15 protein-coding genes are annotated in these 15,729 nt (G+C 60.0%); 10 read left to right on the top strand and 5 right to left on the bottom strand.

From position 1 onward, the window contains the following. Positions 1-8: 8 nt before the first annotated feature. Positions 9-596, bottom strand: coding sequence for a DUF4337 domain-containing protein (locus tag SFUM_RS16005; protein ID WP_011699892.1), 588 nt, complete (start codon positions 594-596; stop codon positions 9-11). Between the two features lie 647 nt (positions 597-1,243). After that, complete coding sequence (locus tag SFUM_RS15995; RefSeq protein WP_011699890.1) at positions 1,244-1,627, bottom strand: hypothetical protein; 384 nt, start codon at positions 1,625-1,627, stop codon at positions 1,244-1,246. Between the two features lie 352 nt (positions 1,628-1,979). On the opposite strand from SFUM_RS15995, the gene SFUM_RS15990 reads away from it, so the two are divergent. From SFUM_RS15990 to SFUM_RS15955, 8 genes are all read left to right on the top strand, one after another. After that, entirely contained in the window at positions 1,980-2,456 is a 477-nt protein-coding gene (locus SFUM_RS15990) for a PaaI family thioesterase (RefSeq protein ID WP_011699889.1), read from the top strand. A 219-nt stretch (positions 2,457-2,675) separates the two neighbouring features. Continuing rightward, the gene (locus tag SFUM_RS15985) at positions 2,676-3,332 is read left to right on the top strand and encodes a TetR/AcrR family transcriptional regulator (RefSeq protein WP_011699888.1); all 657 of its coding nucleotides are present in this window, start codon (positions 2,676-2,678) and stop codon (positions 3,330-3,332) included. Further along, positions 3,333-4,454: an aminofutalosine synthase MqnE gene (gene mqnE / locus SFUM_RS15980; protein ID WP_011699887.1), complete on the top strand. Its 1,122-nt coding sequence runs from the start codon at positions 3,333-3,335 to the stop codon at positions 4,452-4,454. Between the two features lie 136 nt (positions 4,455-4,590). Then, positions 4,591-5,655, top strand: a complete 1,065-nt coding sequence (mqnC, locus tag SFUM_RS15975; protein ID WP_011699886.1) for a cyclic dehypoxanthinyl futalosine synthase — start codon at positions 4,591-4,593, stop codon at positions 5,653-5,655. Next, positions 5,633-6,907 carry an amidohydrolase family protein gene (locus SFUM_RS15970; RefSeq protein ID WP_011699885.1) on the top strand — a complete coding sequence of 425 codons (1,275 nt, stop codon included), beginning with the start codon at positions 5,633-5,635 and terminating at the stop codon, positions 6,905-6,907. The genes mqnC and SFUM_RS15970 overlap by 23 nt, the downstream gene beginning before the upstream one ends. After that, positions 6,880-7,740, top strand: a complete 861-nt coding sequence (locus SFUM_RS15965) for a menaquinone biosynthetic enzyme MqnA/MqnD family protein (RefSeq protein WP_011699884.1) — start codon at positions 6,880-6,882, stop codon at positions 7,738-7,740. Before SFUM_RS15970 ends, SFUM_RS15965 begins: the two co-directional genes overlap by 28 nt. A gap of 163 nt (positions 7,741-7,903) precedes the next feature. Then, on the top strand, positions 7,904-8,707 hold the full coding sequence (locus tag SFUM_RS15960; RefSeq protein WP_011699883.1) for a class I fructose-bisphosphate aldolase: 804 nt from the start codon (positions 7,904-7,906) through the stop codon (positions 8,705-8,707). Positions 8,708-8,733: 26 nt separating this feature from the next. After that, complete coding sequence (locus SFUM_RS15955) at positions 8,734-9,333, top strand: UbiX family flavin prenyltransferase (RefSeq protein ID WP_011699882.1); 600 nt, start codon at positions 8,734-8,736, stop codon at positions 9,331-9,333. Between the two features lie 14 nt (positions 9,334-9,347). Here SFUM_RS15955 and SFUM_RS15950 read toward each other — a convergent pair whose 3' ends face one another. Together SFUM_RS15950 and SFUM_RS15945 are read right to left on the bottom strand one after the other, a co-directional pair. Beyond that, positions 9,348-10,634 carry an AICARFT/IMPCHase gene (locus tag SFUM_RS15950; protein ID WP_011699881.1) on the bottom strand — a complete coding sequence of 429 codons (1,287 nt, stop codon included), beginning with the start codon at positions 10,632-10,634 and terminating at the stop codon, positions 9,348-9,350. A gap of 79 nt (positions 10,635-10,713) precedes the next feature. Continuing rightward, entirely contained in the window at positions 10,714-11,964 is a 1,251-nt protein-coding gene (locus SFUM_RS15945) for an OmpP1/FadL family transporter (protein ID WP_011699880.1), read from the bottom strand. A gap of 908 nt (positions 11,965-12,872) precedes the next feature. On the opposite strand from SFUM_RS15945, the gene SFUM_RS15935 reads away from it, so the two are divergent. Both SFUM_RS15935 and SFUM_RS15930 read left to right on the top strand, forming a co-directional pair. Further along, the gene (locus SFUM_RS15935; RefSeq protein ID WP_011699877.1) at positions 12,873-13,943 is read left to right on the top strand and encodes a uroporphyrinogen decarboxylase/cobalamine-independent methonine synthase family protein; all 1,071 of its coding nucleotides are present in this window, start codon (positions 12,873-12,875) and stop codon (positions 13,941-13,943) included. 598 nt (positions 13,944-14,541) lie between these two features. Continuing rightward, a complete protein-coding gene (locus SFUM_RS15930; RefSeq protein ID WP_011699876.1) occupies positions 14,542-14,964 on the top strand; it encodes an AbrB/MazE/SpoVT family DNA-binding domain-containing protein in 423 nt (140 codons plus the stop codon). Between the two features lie 75 nt (positions 14,965-15,039). Here SFUM_RS15930 and SFUM_RS15925 read toward each other — a convergent pair whose 3' ends face one another. Continuing rightward, entirely contained in the window at positions 15,040-15,672 is a 633-nt protein-coding gene (locus SFUM_RS15925; protein WP_011699875.1) for a CDP-alcohol phosphatidyltransferase family protein, read from the bottom strand. Positions 15,673-15,729 lie beyond the last annotated feature (57 nt).

Here is a 15,729-nt window from a genome sequence, read left to right as displayed (position 1 = left end):
GCGAACGCCTAGCTCAGAAAGGGCAGGCTGAAAAGCAGCAGATAACCATTGACGCACAGGATCGTGCCGCAGATTGCGGCTCCGAGGGCAAAGAAAAAAACCATCCTGGAGCTTGAAAGGATGGAAATGGACGCCATGACCAATGCGATCTGCAACAGGACCTCGGCATAGTCAAAGTAAGGATCCTTTGCCATGTTCATGTCGCGCTCCCGTTCGAGCGCCTTGGCCTCCTGTTCGATCTCCTTCTTCTCCCTGCCGTATCGTTGCTCTTCCTCCTTCACCCTGGATATCGCCGCTTCCAGCTCTTTCCTCACTTCCGGCTTCATCGAAGCCTTATCGGACAGAAGTTCCAGCTGGAGACGAAACGTCTCGTTCCGATACAGGTGCTCCCGAATCACCTTCGCCTGGTAGAATGCCCACTGATTCGACGCCTGCTGCTGCGCCAACATCATCGCCTTCATGGCGTTGTTCCCGCCCAGGGCCGTGATCGCGAGCATCACCGCAAACAGCGCGGTTACCAGCGCGACTCTCCTGGTGAAGGTTTTCTCCTTGAGATCCCTCAGCTCATCGGGATCAGGCAGTTCGATGTCGCCCATCTGCAGGTCCTCTCCATCTTGTCCGTTTTTCGTTTCGCGGAGCCCGACCGGCCGAACCCGGCCGACGGATTCGGTCGGAACGGCGGCCTTCCCCCGAGACCATGCCGGTCCTGCCGGCCAAATAAGCGCCGCATTCCGCAACGCCGCGCTTTAGGGCCGACCGGTATGGCACATCAGCTCCATTCCCGTTATTCAGGTAAGGTTCCCGGGGCATGCGGCGCGCATTTTCCGGAAGGCCCGGCAAGCGGGCTCGATCATGCCTCACATTCCGCTGCTCGAACTGCCTCTCACCCGAACATTGCCCCCGTACGTCGCCTGGGGGCTCGATGAATTCCCGCCGCCGGACGATTGGCCGCCGTCAGTCGATGCACAAGCCGTCAACATGAGAACCGCGAACAAAAGTGCCGCAATGAGTTTCATGTGCCTCCAATCCATGTTCCCGGGTACCGGCTGCCGGGACCCGCGAAGCTGCGAAGCCGCCCGGATCGCAAGGGAAAATGGGCGGTGAACGATCGGCGCTCGATGCCGCATCCTTTCTCCGGCATTCCCGGCAACCCGGCCGTTATCGTGCGCCAGTGTTTTCACCCGCCGTTTTGTTACCGAACACCTTGCGTCGCGCGGCAACGACCCCGCACGCCGCCGACGGCCTACGAGGTGCCTCCCGTGACCATCGTATAGGTGACCGAACCGTCATCCTCTTTGCCCTGTATGGTCACCTGGAGCATCAGTTTGTCCTTCTGGAAATGAATGACCGCGGCATCTTCCTGCTGCATCTGGAACACGATCTTCCAACCGCCGGCGGCCACATTTTTCTTAAAAAATTCGAAAACGGCGTCCCGATCGGCCTGGACCTTCAGAGTAGCCATGCTGTGGCCCTGCATGTCCATAACCTGCTCGATTTTCGAACCGGGATAAAGAGGCACATCCTTCAGCTGATCCGGCAGAGTCATCGCGGCCATGGCTCCCGCCGCCAAAAGAAGAATCAACGCCATCGAACCCGCAATCAAATACACTCCCCGCTTTCCGCCCATCTTTTCCTCCTCCGGAGTGGTCCGTGACCGTGCAACGCTTCGGTCGTCAAATCATCCATTCGCCTCCGTCCTGATGATCACGGGAATAATTACTCCAAAACATTTTTTGCGTCATCTTAAAAAGCGCGGCGCCGCCGCCCTCAACCCCCATGGAGCGCACTCCCAAACCCCGACATCCTCGAAGGGCCGATGCCGCCCTTTGGCAAGAAGCACGGCTCATGCCCATGCAACCACCGTTGCTGCGGCGGCTCGAGCGGAATTCCACAAGATCTGTCCCGAAGGCCCCTTTCGGGTGTAGGATATCTTTGCGATCCAATTCATACCCGGAGAGGAAAGGAGACTCTAGCAGCCCATGCCGGACAAAACCAAAACGAACGTTTCTCCATCGATGGGGCCGCACCGCTTCGAAATGGGTGCCTGGATCAGCTGTGCGCCTTTTGAGCGCCTGCTGAATATCGAGATCGCGGAAGCTTCCGACGGCCGTGCGGTCTTGAGGATGCCTTTCTTCATCGAATACGCCCAGGGCGGGGGGCTGATGCACGGCGGCGCCCTGGTGAGCCTGGCCGACACGGCGGTGGTCATGGCCATCAAGAGCCTGGTTCCCGAACTATCCCATTTTGCGACCATCACCATGGAAACGAAGTTCCTCCTGCCGGTCAAACGGGGAATTGTCACGGCGAGAGCGGAGGTGATCGAGCGCGAAGGCCGACTACTCAAAGGCCGGGCAACCGTCTATGATGAGCAGGATCGAGTGGTGATGGAGTTTGCGTCTCTTTTCAAGATGGCCAGGGACACCAGGATCAGGGGGATCACATTCATCGGGGCTTGAGACCGGCGCCTGTCGCCGATTTTGCCGCCCTTGTGCCGGACGCGCAGGTCCGATCCGCGAGAGCGGCTTCTCCTGCCCCTCCGGGGCAAGAATCCGCGATGGTGCCCGCCCGGGGCGACGAATCCTCGATGCGTCGCCCGGCTTTTCGCATAAGCTCTTGACCCGACCGCCCGCCCACCCTATAATGACCACCTGGTCATTATCCTGGAAAGGGTGGGCATGAACCCTCGCGATACGTTCAAGAATCTTGAGAGCCGGAAGAAGGACCGCATTCTGGATTCGGCCATCGAAGAGTTTGCCGACCAGGGGTTCCGACAGGCCAGCATCAATCGGATCGTTCGGGAGCTCGGCATCGCCAAGGGTTCCATCTTTCAATACTTCGGCAGCAAAGAAGGCCTGTTTCATTTCGTTTTCGATCACGCCGTGGACCTGGTGAGGCGTTCGCTGCGCCAGGTGAAACAGGAAACGACCGAAACCGATTTCTTCGAGCGCATCAGGCGAAGCATCCTTGCCGGAATTCAGTTCATACGGCGTCATCCCAGAGTTTATCGCATCTATCTCAAGATGATCTTCCAGGAGGACTTCCCGCTCCGGGCCGAATTCCTCCAGCAGGTCCACCTGTTTTCCGGAGAGTACCTGAGACCGCTGGTGGAAGCGGGTATTGCCCGTGGCGAGCTGCGGCCCGACCTGAACGTCGAGATGAGCGTGTTCTTTCTGGATGCGCTCATGGACCGGTTTCTGCAGGCTTATTGCGTCTCGTTCCTGGACGCCGGAGCGGGATTGTACCAGGCGGACGAAGGGGAAGTTGACAAGCGCGTGGACGAATTCATCCGGCTGCTCAGAAACGGCATGGGATCGAGAATACCCGGGGAGTAGATGGAAATGCTGGATTTGGAATGGGTCCGGAAGATCGGACTGGACGATATTTACGAGAAGGTCCGCGCCGGTCTGCGGCTGAGCATCGAAGACGGAGAGCGGCTGTTCGCCTGCCCCGACGTCGTTTCCGTCGGGGCGCTGGCGCACCAGGTCCGAACGCGGATGCACGGCCGGGCCGCATACTATGTCGTGAATCAGCACATCAATTACTCCAACGTGTGCGTCAACGGGTGCCGCTTCTGCGCCTTCAGCCGCAGGAAAGGTGAACCGCAGGCTTTTCAGCTGACCAGTTCCGAGGTCGTCGACAAGGTGGCCGCGCGCCGGGACGACAGGATCACCGAGGTCCACATTGTCGGCGGTTGCCACCCTGAACTGCCGTTCGGCTACTATGAAGAGATCCTGTGTCGAATCAAGCAGTTGCGCCCGGAAGTATTGATCAAGGCATTCACTGCGGTGGAAATCGCCCATTTCGCGGCCCGCGAGGGCATCTCTACCCGGGAAGTGCTCATGCGGCTCAAGTCCGCCGGGCTCGACATGCTGCCCGGCGGGGGCGCCGAGGTTTTCAGTCCCCGAATCCGCGGCCTGTTGTGCCCTGAGAAGCTGAGCGGGCAGGGCTGGCTGGAAATCAACCGGGAAGCCCATGAGCTGGGGATCAAAACCAACGCCACCATGTTATACGGCCATATCGAAACGGAAAGGGAGCGCCTCGAACACCTGGCGGCCCTGCGCCGGCTCCAGGATGAGACCGCCGGTTTCGTGTGCTTCATTCCCCTTCCCTTCCAGCCCGCGAATACCGGGATCGAGGGAGTGGAGGCGACCACCGGCGTCGAAGACTTGAAGACCATCGCCGTCAGTCGCCTCATGCTCGACAATTTCGCACACATCAAGGCCTACTGGGTCATGCTCACCGTCAAGACGGCCCAGGTGGCGCTGCATTTCGGCGCTGACGATTTCGACGGAACGGTCGTCGAGGAAAAGATCGGGCACATGGCCGGGGCCGAATCGGAACAGGCCCTCACACGGGCGGAAATCGAGAGGATCATTGCTGAAGCGGGTTTCGAGCCGGTGGAGAGGAACAGCTTCTTTGAGAGGCTTGCCCCACAGGTGGACGAAGCCGTGTGAGGAAGTTTTGTTTTCTTGAGAACGTTTTGAACAGCGCGTTCGTCGGCGTCACGACGGTGGGAGCCGGGGGCATATTTCGAGTCGGATCGGGACTCGAGCCGCCAACCGGCTGAAACGAGCAACGGAGAGGGTCCGCGTGTCCATCGACAGCACCGTCAAATTACTGGAGTCCGGAGGCCGTCTTCTTTTCGAGGACGCCGCGGAGCTCTACGAGAAGGCGGACTTTCACCTCCTCGGGCGCCTGGCTCACGCGCGCAGGCTGGAGAAGTGTCCCGCGCCCGTGGTGACTTACGTTATCGACCGGAACATCAACTATTCGAACATATGCGTGTGCGGATGCCGCTTCTGCGCGTTCTTCCGGGCTCCCGGTCAGGACGGAGGCTACCTGCTCACCCACGGGGAGCTGGCGGCCAAGATCGAGGAAACCCTGGCTCTCGGGGGCACGCAGATCCTCATGCAGGGCGGGCACCATCCCGATCTGCCATTGGCCTGGTACGAAGAAACGCTGCGATTCATCAAGAATCGCTACCCCATTCACGTTCATTCGTTCTCCCCGCCCGAAATCGTTCATTTCAGCCGGATCGAGCGGACGGACGTCGGGACGGTCATCCGCCGCCTGAGGGAAGCGGGGCTCGATTCGATACCCGGCGGGGGAGCCGAGATACTGGTGGATTCGATCCGCCGGAGCGTTTCTCCGAACAAGTGCTCGGCGCGGGAATGGCTGGACGTCATGGAAGAGGCGCACCACCAGGGGCTTCGCACCACCGCCACGATGATGTTCGGCCACGAGGAGGAACCCCGCCACCGCCTGGAACACCTGTTTGCGTTGCGGGAGTTGCAGGATCGCACAGGCGGATTCACCGCCTTCATTCCATGGGCTTTTCAGCCGATGAACACCAACATCCCCGGACCGCCCGCTACGGCGACGGCCTATCTGCGACTCCTGGCCGTTTCCCGGCTGGTCCTGGACAACTTTGACAACGTGCAGGCATCCTGGGTCACCATGGGGCCCAAGATCGCGCAGCTGTCCCTTTTTTTCGGCGCCAACGATTTCGGCTCGACGATGATCGAGGAGAACGTCGTGGCCGCGGCCGGAGTTCACTTTCGACTGTCCGTGGGGGAAATCCGGCGGCTCATACGGTCCGCCGGATTTGAGCCGCGGCAGAGGAACATGGCCTATGAGCGCGTTGAATCCCCTTGAAACGCGCCCGCAGGGAACTCTCACCCTGCATCGCGCCGCGTGGGTGGTCCCCGTGTCGACCCCCGCGATCTCCGGAGGCGCCGTGCTGGAGGACGGAAACGTCATCCTGGCCTGCGGGGAATACCCCGCCGTGAGGAAGCAAAGCCCGGCCGGCACGATGGAGATCGATCACGGCTGCGCGGCCCTGATGCCGGCTTTGGTGAACGCCCACACGCACTCCGAGCTGTCCGCCCTCGGCGGCAAGATACCTTTGCCCCAGCCCGGTTTCGCCTCGTGGTTGCGTGAGCTCCTGCCCCGGCGCGCCGCTCTGCGGCCGGAAGAGCAGGCCCGGGCGGCGGCACAGGCTGGGCGGACCATCCACACCACGGGAACGGGGCTCTACGGGGATCACTCGAACGATTGGGCGCGTATGCCCGCCGGCGGGCCACCCGGGCCGGACAGGCAGCTCTTTGCGGAAATCCTTGGCTTCGACCGGGCCGAGCTCGAGGGTCCCGGCGGAAATGCGGTTCCGGAAGCCGGGGACGCTCGTGGACCGAACGGCCATGTGAGCCTTGCGGCCCATGCCTGCTATTCGACGTCGGCCGAACTGATCCGGCGGGCCAAGGCCTGGACTTCGCAACGTCGGCTTCCCTTCAGCATCCATGCTGCCGAGCACCCGGAAGAAATGGAATTCGTCGAAAAAGGCACGGGATTCTGCCGTGATTTTCTGGAGAGTCTCGGAAAATGGGTTCCGGACTGGAGACCGCCCGGAACGACCCCGATCCGTTATCTCGAAAGCCTCGGAGTCCTGGACGAACGGACCCTTCTGGTCCACGCGGTGCACGTCCGGGAATCGGACTGGGAGATCATCGCCCGGTACCGCTGTGCCGTATGTTTTTGTCCGCGCAGCAACCACTACCTTGGCGTCGGCCGCGCCGATATCGGCAAGGCGCTTCACCTGGGAATCCCGACGGCACTCGGGACCGACAGCCTGGCGGGCAACACCGATCTGGATCTCTTCCGCGAGGCCGCTTTCGTTCTTGACCGCCATCCCGACGTCCCTCCCCGCGATCTGCTCCGCGCGATCACGCTGGGAGGTGCGTCGGCGCTGCTCAGACAACGGGATGCAGGATCGCTCGATCCCACGAAGCGGTCCCGTTTGCTCGAAATCGTCTTGCCGCGTTCCACCTCCGAATCCCGACTGGCTGAAACGATCATCCGCATGGGAAGCAAAGGAGCAGTCCGATGGGCCAATCGTCCCGAACACGATTGAGACTGGGAAGAATCAGCTACCTCAACGTTCTGCCGATCTATTATCCCCTGGAATCAGGCATCATCGCGCACCCGTTTGAAATCGTCCCGGGAACTCCCGCCTGTTTGAACGGCCTGATGGCCGATGGCCGACTGGACCTGAGCGTCGTGTCGTCCATCGAATACGCCCGCCACCCGGACAGGTATTTCATCGTGCCCGATCTTTCCATCAGCTGCTTCGGGCCGGTGAAAAGCGTTCTGCTTCTGAGCCGGCGCCCGTGGACCGAGCTTGAAGGGGAGTCGATCCTGGTGAGCAGTCAGTCGCACACTTCCATCGCGCTGCTCAGAATCCTGTTTGCCTTTCAACACGGCATGCACGTCCGGCTGGTCCCCGGCGACTGCACCGAGGCGCTCGCCCGCAGGGATTCGCCGGCTGCTTTTCTGGCGATCGGCGATGAGGCCTTGAGACTCAAGACTGTGGAAGGGTACCCATACTGCTGCGATCTGGGTGAGGCGTGGACGAGATGGACCGGACTTCCTTTCGTGTTCGCGCTTTGGGTGGTCCAGAGAAATGCCGTTGACAAAGGAGCGGGGGAGATTCCCGTCGGGATGGGAGCACTGGCGGCCGCGAAGCAATGGGGATGCTCCCACCTCGACACGATTTGCGCAGAGGCGTTGCGCAAGGGGATTTTGAGGAAAGAAGAACTCGAGGAATACTACCGGATGCTCGGCTACAACCTGGACGGCAATGAACAGAGCGGCCTGGAACGCTTTTTCGGGTATCTGCCGCAGATCGGGGAAGTCCCTGAGGCCCCGCGCCTGGAACTGTTCTCGCCACTGGCTTCCGTGGCCTGATGCCGATTCGCTTCCAAGACTGCGGCATCGGGGATCGGCGGAAGGCGTGGTGGACGGGGCATTCCGGATCCGGGGGGGCGCCGGCGCCGGGCGGAGCGCAGCCTCGAACCCGTCGGTTAAGGCATGACCCATTCCCGGTTCGGCAGGAATCGGAGAGACTGCGATGAGCGGAAAAGACCTTCGGATGAAAAGGTTCATGCCTTCCCGCGACGGCCGGATCGTCATCTTCCCCCTGGATCACGGGGTCAGCTGCGGGCCGCTGCCCGGGCTGCGGGACATGGAAAGCATCATTGGCACGGGTATCCGGGCCGGTTGCGATGCGTTGGTGCTCCACAAGGGCATGATGCGGCGCCTGGAAGCTGTTCCCGAAAGACCGCCGGGAGTCTTCATGCATCTTTCCGCGAGCACCCCCATGGGACCCGCCTATCACTACAAGGTGATGGCAGGCGACGTTGAGGAGGCTATCCGGCGAGGGGCGGACGGAGTGTCCGCGCAGTTGAACCTGGGCGACGAACACGAACCGGAAATGCTCCGCGATCTCGGCGCGCTCGGAAGCGCCTGTTGCAAATGGCAGATCCCGCTCCTGGTCATGGCTTATGTCCGGGGCGGCCTTGCACCTTCACCGGTCCCGGACTCGGCCGTCGCTCACGCGGCGCGGGTCGCCGCCGAGCTCGGCGCCGACCTCGTCAAAGTTCCTTTGCCGCGGGACGAAGCCGTTCTTGCGCAAATCGCGGCCGACCTGCACGTTCCGGTGGTCGTTGCGGGAGGAAGCAGCGTGACGGATGCTACGGACTTTCTTTGCAGAATGGAGCGGGCACTGAAATCGGGGGCCCGCGGAGTCGCCGCGGGACGGAACGTATTCCAGCACGCGGAACCCGAGAGAGTCATGCGTGCCCTATGCGGCCTGGTCCATCGCGATCTGCCCGCGGCTCGGGCATGGGCCGAAGCCGGTCCGAAGGGGACTTGAGCGCGATCCCGGTGGAGCGGGAGACAATGGACAAAAAAAACATCATCGTAGCAGTCACGGGCGCCAGCGGAGCTCCTTACGCCGCGGAACTCCTGCTCTTCCTGAGTCGAGCGAAATTCGCGGTTCAAGTGGTGGCATCCGATGCGGGCAAGCTGGTGTACGAGCTTGAAACCGGGACGCGGCTCGACCGGGTTCTCCCCGCCGATGCGCGACTCTACGACGTGAACGACTTCACCGCCCCGTTTGCGAGCGGCTCATTTCCGTGTGAAGGCATGGTGGTCGTCCCGTGCACCATGGGCACGCTCGGCGCCATCGCCTCCGGCATTTCGCAGAACCTCATCCACCGCGCCGCGGACGTCTGCCTCAAGGAACGACGCAGACTCATCCTGGTTCCCCGCGAAACGCCGCTGAACCAGATCCATCTCGAGAACATGCTCCGGCTTTCCCGTGCCGGCGCGATCATCGTCCCCGCCATGCCCGGGTTCTATCACCGTCCGCAGTCCGTCGCCGAGCTGGTCCGGTTCGTGGTTGCGCGAATCCTCGAACAGCTCGGCATTCCGCAGGACCTGCTCGAACCGTGGGACGCCCGAAAACTCCGGCCCCCCGATCCGATTCATGAAGCGTGAACCACCCCGGGTCTTCAGTGTTTGAACGCCCTCTGGCCCGTCAGAACCATGGTCGCATCGGCTTCGTTGCAAGCCTCGATGACTTCCCAGTCCCTCATCGATCCGCCGGGTTGCACCACTGCCGTGATGCCCTGCCGCAGACCGACGTCCACACCGTCGCGGAAGGGAAAGAAGGCATCCGAAACCATGGCCGCCCCAATCAGTCCACCCTTGGCTTCGCGGGTCTCGGCGTCAATCCGTTCCTTCTCGTCCGCGGTGCGCTCCCCTTTCTCGATGGCCAGCTCGAGTTCCTTGTAGGACATTTTGAAGCGGTCGAAGCAGATAGCGTCCGCATATTTCTGGTAGGCCTTGTACACGGCGATTTCGGCCACTCCCACGCGGTCCTGCTCCCCGGTCCCGATTCCCACCGTGCACCCGTCTTTCACGTAGAGAACCGAATTGGAGGTCACGCCCTGTTCCACGAACCAGCCGAACAGCAGATCTTCCATCTCCCGGGGGGTGGGGGTGCGGTTGATCCGGTAATGCTTTCCCTTGTAGGTCGTTTCGGCAAGCTTCAGGTCTTTGGCGTCCCTTATCCTGTTCAGAGGCGACTGCTGGACGATCAGCCCTCCGTCGATCAGGGATTTGAAATCCACGAACCGTTGCGGAAGGTACTCGCGCAGCCGGTCGATGCGAGCCACCTGGATGATGCGAAGGTTGGCGCGCTTCTTCAGAAGCTCCAGCGTGCCTTCCTCGAAATCGGGGGCGGCCACCACCTCGAGATAGTTTTTCGACACCTGTTCCGCGGCGGCCCTGTCCATCGGCCGATTGAGAACGAGGCAGCCTCCGAAGGCGGCGATGCGGTCGGCCCGGTTGGCACGGTGGTATGCCTCGGCGACACTCTTGCCGTAGGCGGCTCCGCACGGATTGTTGTGTTTGAGGATGACCGCGGCCGGCTTGTCCATCAGGTATTTGAGAATGTTCAAGCCATTGTCCAGGTCGGTGAGGTTCGTTTTGCCGGGATGTTTCCCTTCCTGCACCATATCCCTTTCGGTTATGGCGCTGACGATGCCTTGTCCCGGTTCGATGAACCGGCACTCGCCCAGGACCAGGTTTCCGTCCACAAGTTCATAGAGCGCCGCTTCCTGGCCGGGGTTTTCACCATAGCGGAGCCCTTTCTCGATGAGCTGACCCGACTCATCCGGAAACTTCCAGGATCGCTTGCGATAAACCAGTTCCCTGTCCCCGAAGACAACGCGGAGTGAATCCGGAAAGTGGTCTTCCATGACGGTCTTATACATTTTCTTGAGATCTTCGGCCATGCACAACACCTCCTCGAAAAATTAAGAGCCCGGGGAAAGTCCCCAGGCCCTTGTTAAAGATAAAGACGGATAAAATCAATCAAAACTTGTAGCCGACGCTGATCCCGATCAGATGGGCATGCCCGTTCCTGAACTGCGACGGCCTGATGAAGCCGGAGGCCTCGGAGTCACTGACGTCCCGATCCTCGATGAGTAGATACGTGTAGGACAGGTCGGTGGTCCAGTTCCCCCAGTGAAAACCCGGGCCGAAGTTGAACAGGTGCCTGTCGTTGGCCGGCACGAGATAGTCGACGTACTTGTCGACACTGGGTTCCTGGTCGAACACGTATCCCGCTCTCAGGTCCAGCCATTCGCACACTTTGTATTCAACCCCGAACTGGATCCTCCAGACGTCTTCCCATTGCTTTTCCCTCGTGACCGTGGATGTGGGGCCGACGATCGGCTCCTCGTACTGGATGGTCAACGCATTGTACGTGCTCCACCGGGTCCAGACGGCTCCGACCTCGAAGCTGAGGTTCGGCATGGGATAAAACGTGGCGCCAAAAAAGAGCTCATCCGGCAGCGTGATGGTCCCGCTGCCGTCCATGTTGACAAAATTGAAGGGATAGAACGACACGTTCGGCGAAAACTCCACATTGCCGTCCACATGCTGCTTGACCTGGCTGCGATAGGAAATCCCCAGGCGCAACCAATCGCAAGCCCGGTAATGCATGGCGAGGTTGAACCCATACCCGAAGGAACTGCCGCTCAGGTCCTGGTCGATGATTCCCAGACCGTAGCCGCTCAAGTCCGCAACGCTCTGCTCGAGCTTCAGGTCGAACCACATGATGTCAAATCCCGCCGCGATGGAAAACTGGTCGTTCAGCTTGAGGGCGACATTGGGATTGAAGTTCAGGGTCTGGATCACCGCGTTGTAGTTGCTGAACCTGCCCGGCCAGTCGCTGTCGAATTCCGTGCCCAGCCCGAAGGGTGAGAACAACCCCACGCCGAACCAGAGCCGGTCGGAAAACTGGTACGTGGCATAAAAATGCGGCGCAAGCCACACGTTGTCCTTGGTTCCATAGGAGGCGCCCACGAACTTTACATCGGTGCTCGGTATGATGGCGGTGAGACCGGCCATCATCTGGATTCCCTCCAGCTGGGTCATACCCGCCGGGTTGTAAAACAGAGCGGACGGATCATCGGCGCGACCCACCAGGGTCCCCCCCAGAGCGTTGCCCCTGGCGCTTCCCTCGTACAGCGCGAAGCCCGCGCCGAATCCCGGCCGGCTCGCGCCAAGAAACACCATTGCAACGATCAGCAGACATAGCAATACACTCCTCCCCCTCATTTCCTCCTCCTCATTTGCGTGATGGAATTCAGTCCCCTCGATGCACCAATCCGGAACCGGCGCACACTTCACACCCCCCGGTTCCACCCTCTGTCGTGAATCTCAGCCCGGACATGACCGCTCGATCAGGAACCACACGCGCTACAGACGGGCTGCAAACCGATGACAAAGCGACAAATCCAACATAAGCTAAAACATTATTATGACTTGGAATACGATGCGAGGAACCTATCAAACGAATGCCCTGTCGTCAAGGAGAAATTCGGCCTTGCGCAAGGAGGGATTCCCGGTGGCGGAGCAACCCCCTGGGCCGTGCGAAAACCGTTCGACTCCGGCAATTCGTCTGTGGAATCCGCGCAAATGACAAAATTTCACAAGCCTTGTGGAAATTGGAGCTTGCCGGTTTGACTATACTTTTTCCGTATGATACTGTTCAGCGATCTTTTGGCGGCATCCGGCGGTACCGATTTTCCCGCCCCGGCCGCAGGGTGCAGAGGTTCTTTTCGGGTCTTTCCGGAAAGGCGTACCGGCCTGGTTGCCGACAAAGCGGTCCCCCCGGGGAAGACATGCCTCCTGCGGGCGTTTGGGCAGGTCTTGGGGGCGAACGGCAGCCGACACGTCGGCCAGGGCGGCCATGAAAGGTCGCATTGCGGAATACGGGTAACCCGATCCGGATGATGCCCGCGCCGTCGCGGCGAGGAAGCGAGGGATCACCGGCCTGGCGCAGGAACCCAAAAAATCTTGCAGCGCAGGACTGCGGCCTCGCTTGCGCGGCTTACGAACCCTCCGGCATTCCTCAGGTATCCATCGGCCGGATGGACTTTCTTCTCGATGCCCTGCCGTTCCCGCTCCGACGGTGAAGGGGCGGATTCATATCATTGGGCGATTCGTGCGGGAGATGTGAACCGATGCTCGGACTCCAACCCCTCGCTTCAGCGACTCTCGTGGGCAGTATGCCGCACAGAGACCGCGGGAAGGTCATCGAACTGATCCTGCGGACCGTGCCCGAAATCCCGGTGTGGCCCCAACTTCCGTCATATCCTTCCGAAGGGATGATGGTTCAGTACCTCGAGGGCCTGCCCGGCGTTCATCGGGAATCGGAACGCACCTGCGTGCGAACGGACACGGAGGAATTCGACCGGGAACTGTATGCTTTTTACGAGGAATACCTGGAGGTGGAGTCGGAGGCGAGAGCGCTTGAAGATTCCCGCTTCAGGATGGGCTCCGAAACCGGCGAATCGTTTTTTCGGTTTCTGGAAATCCTCGGCGGACATCGCGCGGGTCTCAAGGCGGTGAAGGGCCAGATCGTCGGCCCTTTTACCCTGCTTGCCGGGATGAAAGACCAGCAGGACAGGGCGCTCCTCTATGACGACCGGCTGCAGGACGCCGTCGTGAAACACCTCGCCATGAAAGCCAAATGGCAGGTTGGCAGGCTGCGCGCGTTCGGCTGTCCGGTGATCGTTTTTCTCGACGAACCGGCACTGGCCGGGTTCGGTTCGTCGGCCTTCATCAGTGTCACGCGGGAGCTCGTCCAGTCCCTCCTCAAGGAAGTGGTGGACGCGGTGCACCAGGCGGGGGGGCTCGCCGGAATACACGTGTGCGCCAATACCGACTGGCTCCTGGCTTTCGAGTCGGGTGTCGACATCATCAACTTCGACTCTTACAAGTACTTCGACAGGTTCGCACTGTACGGAGATGCTTTCTCCAGGTTCATGGCGGACGGACGACTCGTCGCCTGGGGGATGGTGCCCACTCTGGATAGAGGCGCGATCCTGGCTGAAAGCGCGCAAAGTCTCGCGGATAAATGGTTTGCTCAAATTCAACACTTGGTTACTCCCCAGTTGTCGACTCAGACGATCCTCGCACAGTCCATTTTCACCCCCAGCTGTGGGTGCGCATGCCTGGAAGAATCCATTGCGGAACGAGTGCTGGAACTTACCGGTAGCCTCAGTGAGCTTATGAAAGCGGCCTGTCGATGATACTTCGGGGGAGGAAGAGTCCGCCGAAGAAGTGATCGTGGAGCCGTCGCCTCAGAAAAAGGTGATTTCTTCCAAACGGCGGCATAGAAAGACCTCGGAGGATTTGAACACCGGAAGCCTGACACAAAGCCCCGAATTGGACTATCGAATTTGATGCACTAGACTCTTGACAATGAAAACATATTTATTTACGATGAATATGTAGCAGTTGTTCATGCAGTCGAGAACCACTTGCCCCTGGAAGGTTCACTCCCTGGGGACGATTCCAGATAGTAGTTCGACAATTGAATTCGATCCTTCCAAGCCGTTTCGCTCTCTAATGCTAGGGAGCAAAATGAAGTGGGTGTGGTGCATTAGCCCGCCGGTTCTGCCTTATTCGGGCTTATGGTCCCTGATATGGATGTGTTTGATAGGATTGTTGGGTTATGACGGGGCAGATGCGTCAAAGGTCGTCGTCAGCGCTGGAGGTGCATCGAGTGGGCACCGGGCCCTTTCTATGAGCAGCAATCAACTGATATGCGGTAGTCATGAATATCAGTGTTTCGCTCATATCGAATATCAGAAGAGAACCAGGACGAAGTGAAAAGAGGTATCAGTAATGCAAATCGAATACAAGAACATCGATGCGAAGCTCGTGGTGAATGAAATTCGCAACGGACGCTCACTTGAATCCGTTCAAAAACTTTTTGGAATCAAGTTCAAGAGCGAGGTCCAGGATTTGTACCTGCAAGGTCTGATGGAACTGGGAGAGATTCCTCAGCTCGAATTCAACAAGCGGGAGGCGGTAAAACCCCAAAACCCCATGGCCGACCGCTCGGCGGTACGGCGGCGGGAAAAGCCCGTGCCGTCCGCCTCCACACTCATCAAGACGCCCAATTTCAGGACCATCGGGCAAAGCGGCAGCATCACCCTGAACAAGGCTCTCCTCATCGAACAACTGGGGTTCGGCGTGGGGGATTCGTTCGAAATATACCGAGAGGACGACCGAGTCATCCTGAGAAAGACGGTCCATTCCAACTGAGTCGGCCCGCCGTCCTTCGACGGCGGGCAAAAGGCGCCTCCGGGGAGAGGGATGCACCGCCTCTGCTCCCCGGGATCAGGGGCGCAGCTTGTTCAGCACGTGCAGGAACCGCCAGAGGGCCGTCAAATTGGTGCCGACGGCCAGGATCAGGAGTCCGGCAAAGAGCATCAGGTCGCGAGTCCACCCGGAGCTCGCGATCAGATTCACGAAAGGATTCAGAATGCCGGACAGGCCCAGCAGAATGATCCTTTCCCCCCTCTGAAAGAAACCCACCAGGCAGCGTTCTCCGAGCCCTTCCGCTCTGGCTCTTGTATAGCTCACCATGAGCGAACCGAACAGGATCAACAGGATCAGCAGGGAGAAGAAGGGTGTCTTGGCATCCTGTCTGTAGAAATAGGTCCAGATGCCCAGGTAGATGATGAGCTCGGTGTAGCGATCCAGGATGGAATCGAGAAAGGCCCCGAATTTCTTGCTCTGTCCGGTGGCCCTTGCCAGCGAACCGTCCAGAGTATCCAGCAACCCCGTGAGCAAAGTCAGGATTCCGCCCACCAGGGGGAAGAAAACGAACGCGAGCCCGGCCAGCATGCTCGTAACCAGCCCCATGAGGGAAATGTGGTTGGGCGTGAGGTGGAAACGCACGAGCTTCGGAACGATGAGACGTTCCAACAGGTTGTAGTAGCCGGTCTCAATGGGGGTCCCTTTGAGCATGACAACCTCTCGATCGGCAGTACGGTGAATGGGGACCTCAAGCCTGGTTCAATCAGC

The sequence above is a fragment of the Syntrophobacter fumaroxidans MPOB genome, assembly GCF_000014965.1.
GTDB lineage: Bacteria > Desulfobacterota > Syntrophobacteria > Syntrophobacterales > Syntrophobacteraceae > Syntrophobacter > Syntrophobacter fumaroxidans.
This window is presented reverse-complemented; position numbering and strand designations above follow the sequence as displayed.

Bases quoted from the DNA above. Each gene is read 5' to 3' on its own strand.
- SFUM_RS16005 (WP_011699892.1), bottom strand. From the start codon at position 596: ATGGGCGACATCGAACTGCCTGATCCCGATGAGCTGAGGGATCTCAAG.
- SFUM_RS15995 (WP_011699890.1), bottom strand. From the start codon at position 1,627: ATGGGCGGAAAGCGGGGAGTGTATTTGATTGCGGGTTCGATGGCGTTG.
- SFUM_RS15990 (WP_011699889.1), top strand. From the start codon at position 1,980: ATGCCGGACAAAACCAAAACGAACGTTTCTCCATCGATGGGGCCGCAC.
- SFUM_RS15985 (WP_011699888.1), top strand. From the start codon at position 2,676: ATGAACCCTCGCGATACGTTCAAGAATCTTGAGAGCCGGAAGAAGGAC.
- mqnE (WP_011699887.1), top strand. From the start codon at position 3,333: ATGGAAATGCTGGATTTGGAATGGGTCCGGAAGATCGGACTGGACGAT.
- SFUM_RS15970 (WP_011699885.1), top strand. From the start codon at position 5,633: ATGAGCGCGTTGAATCCCCTTGAAACGCGCCCGCAGGGAACTCTCACC.
- SFUM_RS15965 (WP_011699884.1), top strand. From the start codon at position 6,880: ATGGGCCAATCGTCCCGAACACGATTGAGACTGGGAAGAATCAGCTAC.
- SFUM_RS15960 (WP_011699883.1), top strand. From the start codon at position 7,904: ATGAGCGGAAAAGACCTTCGGATGAAAAGGTTCATGCCTTCCCGCGAC.
- SFUM_RS15955 (WP_011699882.1), top strand. From the start codon at position 8,734: ATGGACAAAAAAAACATCATCGTAGCAGTCACGGGCGCCAGCGGAGCT.
- SFUM_RS15950 (WP_011699881.1), bottom strand. From the start codon at position 10,634: ATGGCCGAAGATCTCAAGAAAATGTATAAGACCGTCATGGAAGACCAC.
- SFUM_RS15945 (WP_011699880.1), bottom strand. From the start codon at position 11,964: ATGAGGGGGAGGAGTGTATTGCTATGTCTGCTGATCGTTGCAATGGTG.
- SFUM_RS15935 (WP_011699877.1), top strand. From the start codon at position 12,873: ATGCTCGGACTCCAACCCCTCGCTTCAGCGACTCTCGTGGGCAGTATG.
- SFUM_RS15930 (WP_011699876.1), top strand. From the start codon at position 14,542: ATGCAAATCGAATACAAGAACATCGATGCGAAGCTCGTGGTGAATGAA.
- SFUM_RS15925 (WP_011699875.1), bottom strand. From the start codon at position 15,672: ATGCTCAAAGGGACCCCCATTGAGACCGGCTACTACAACCTGTTGGAA.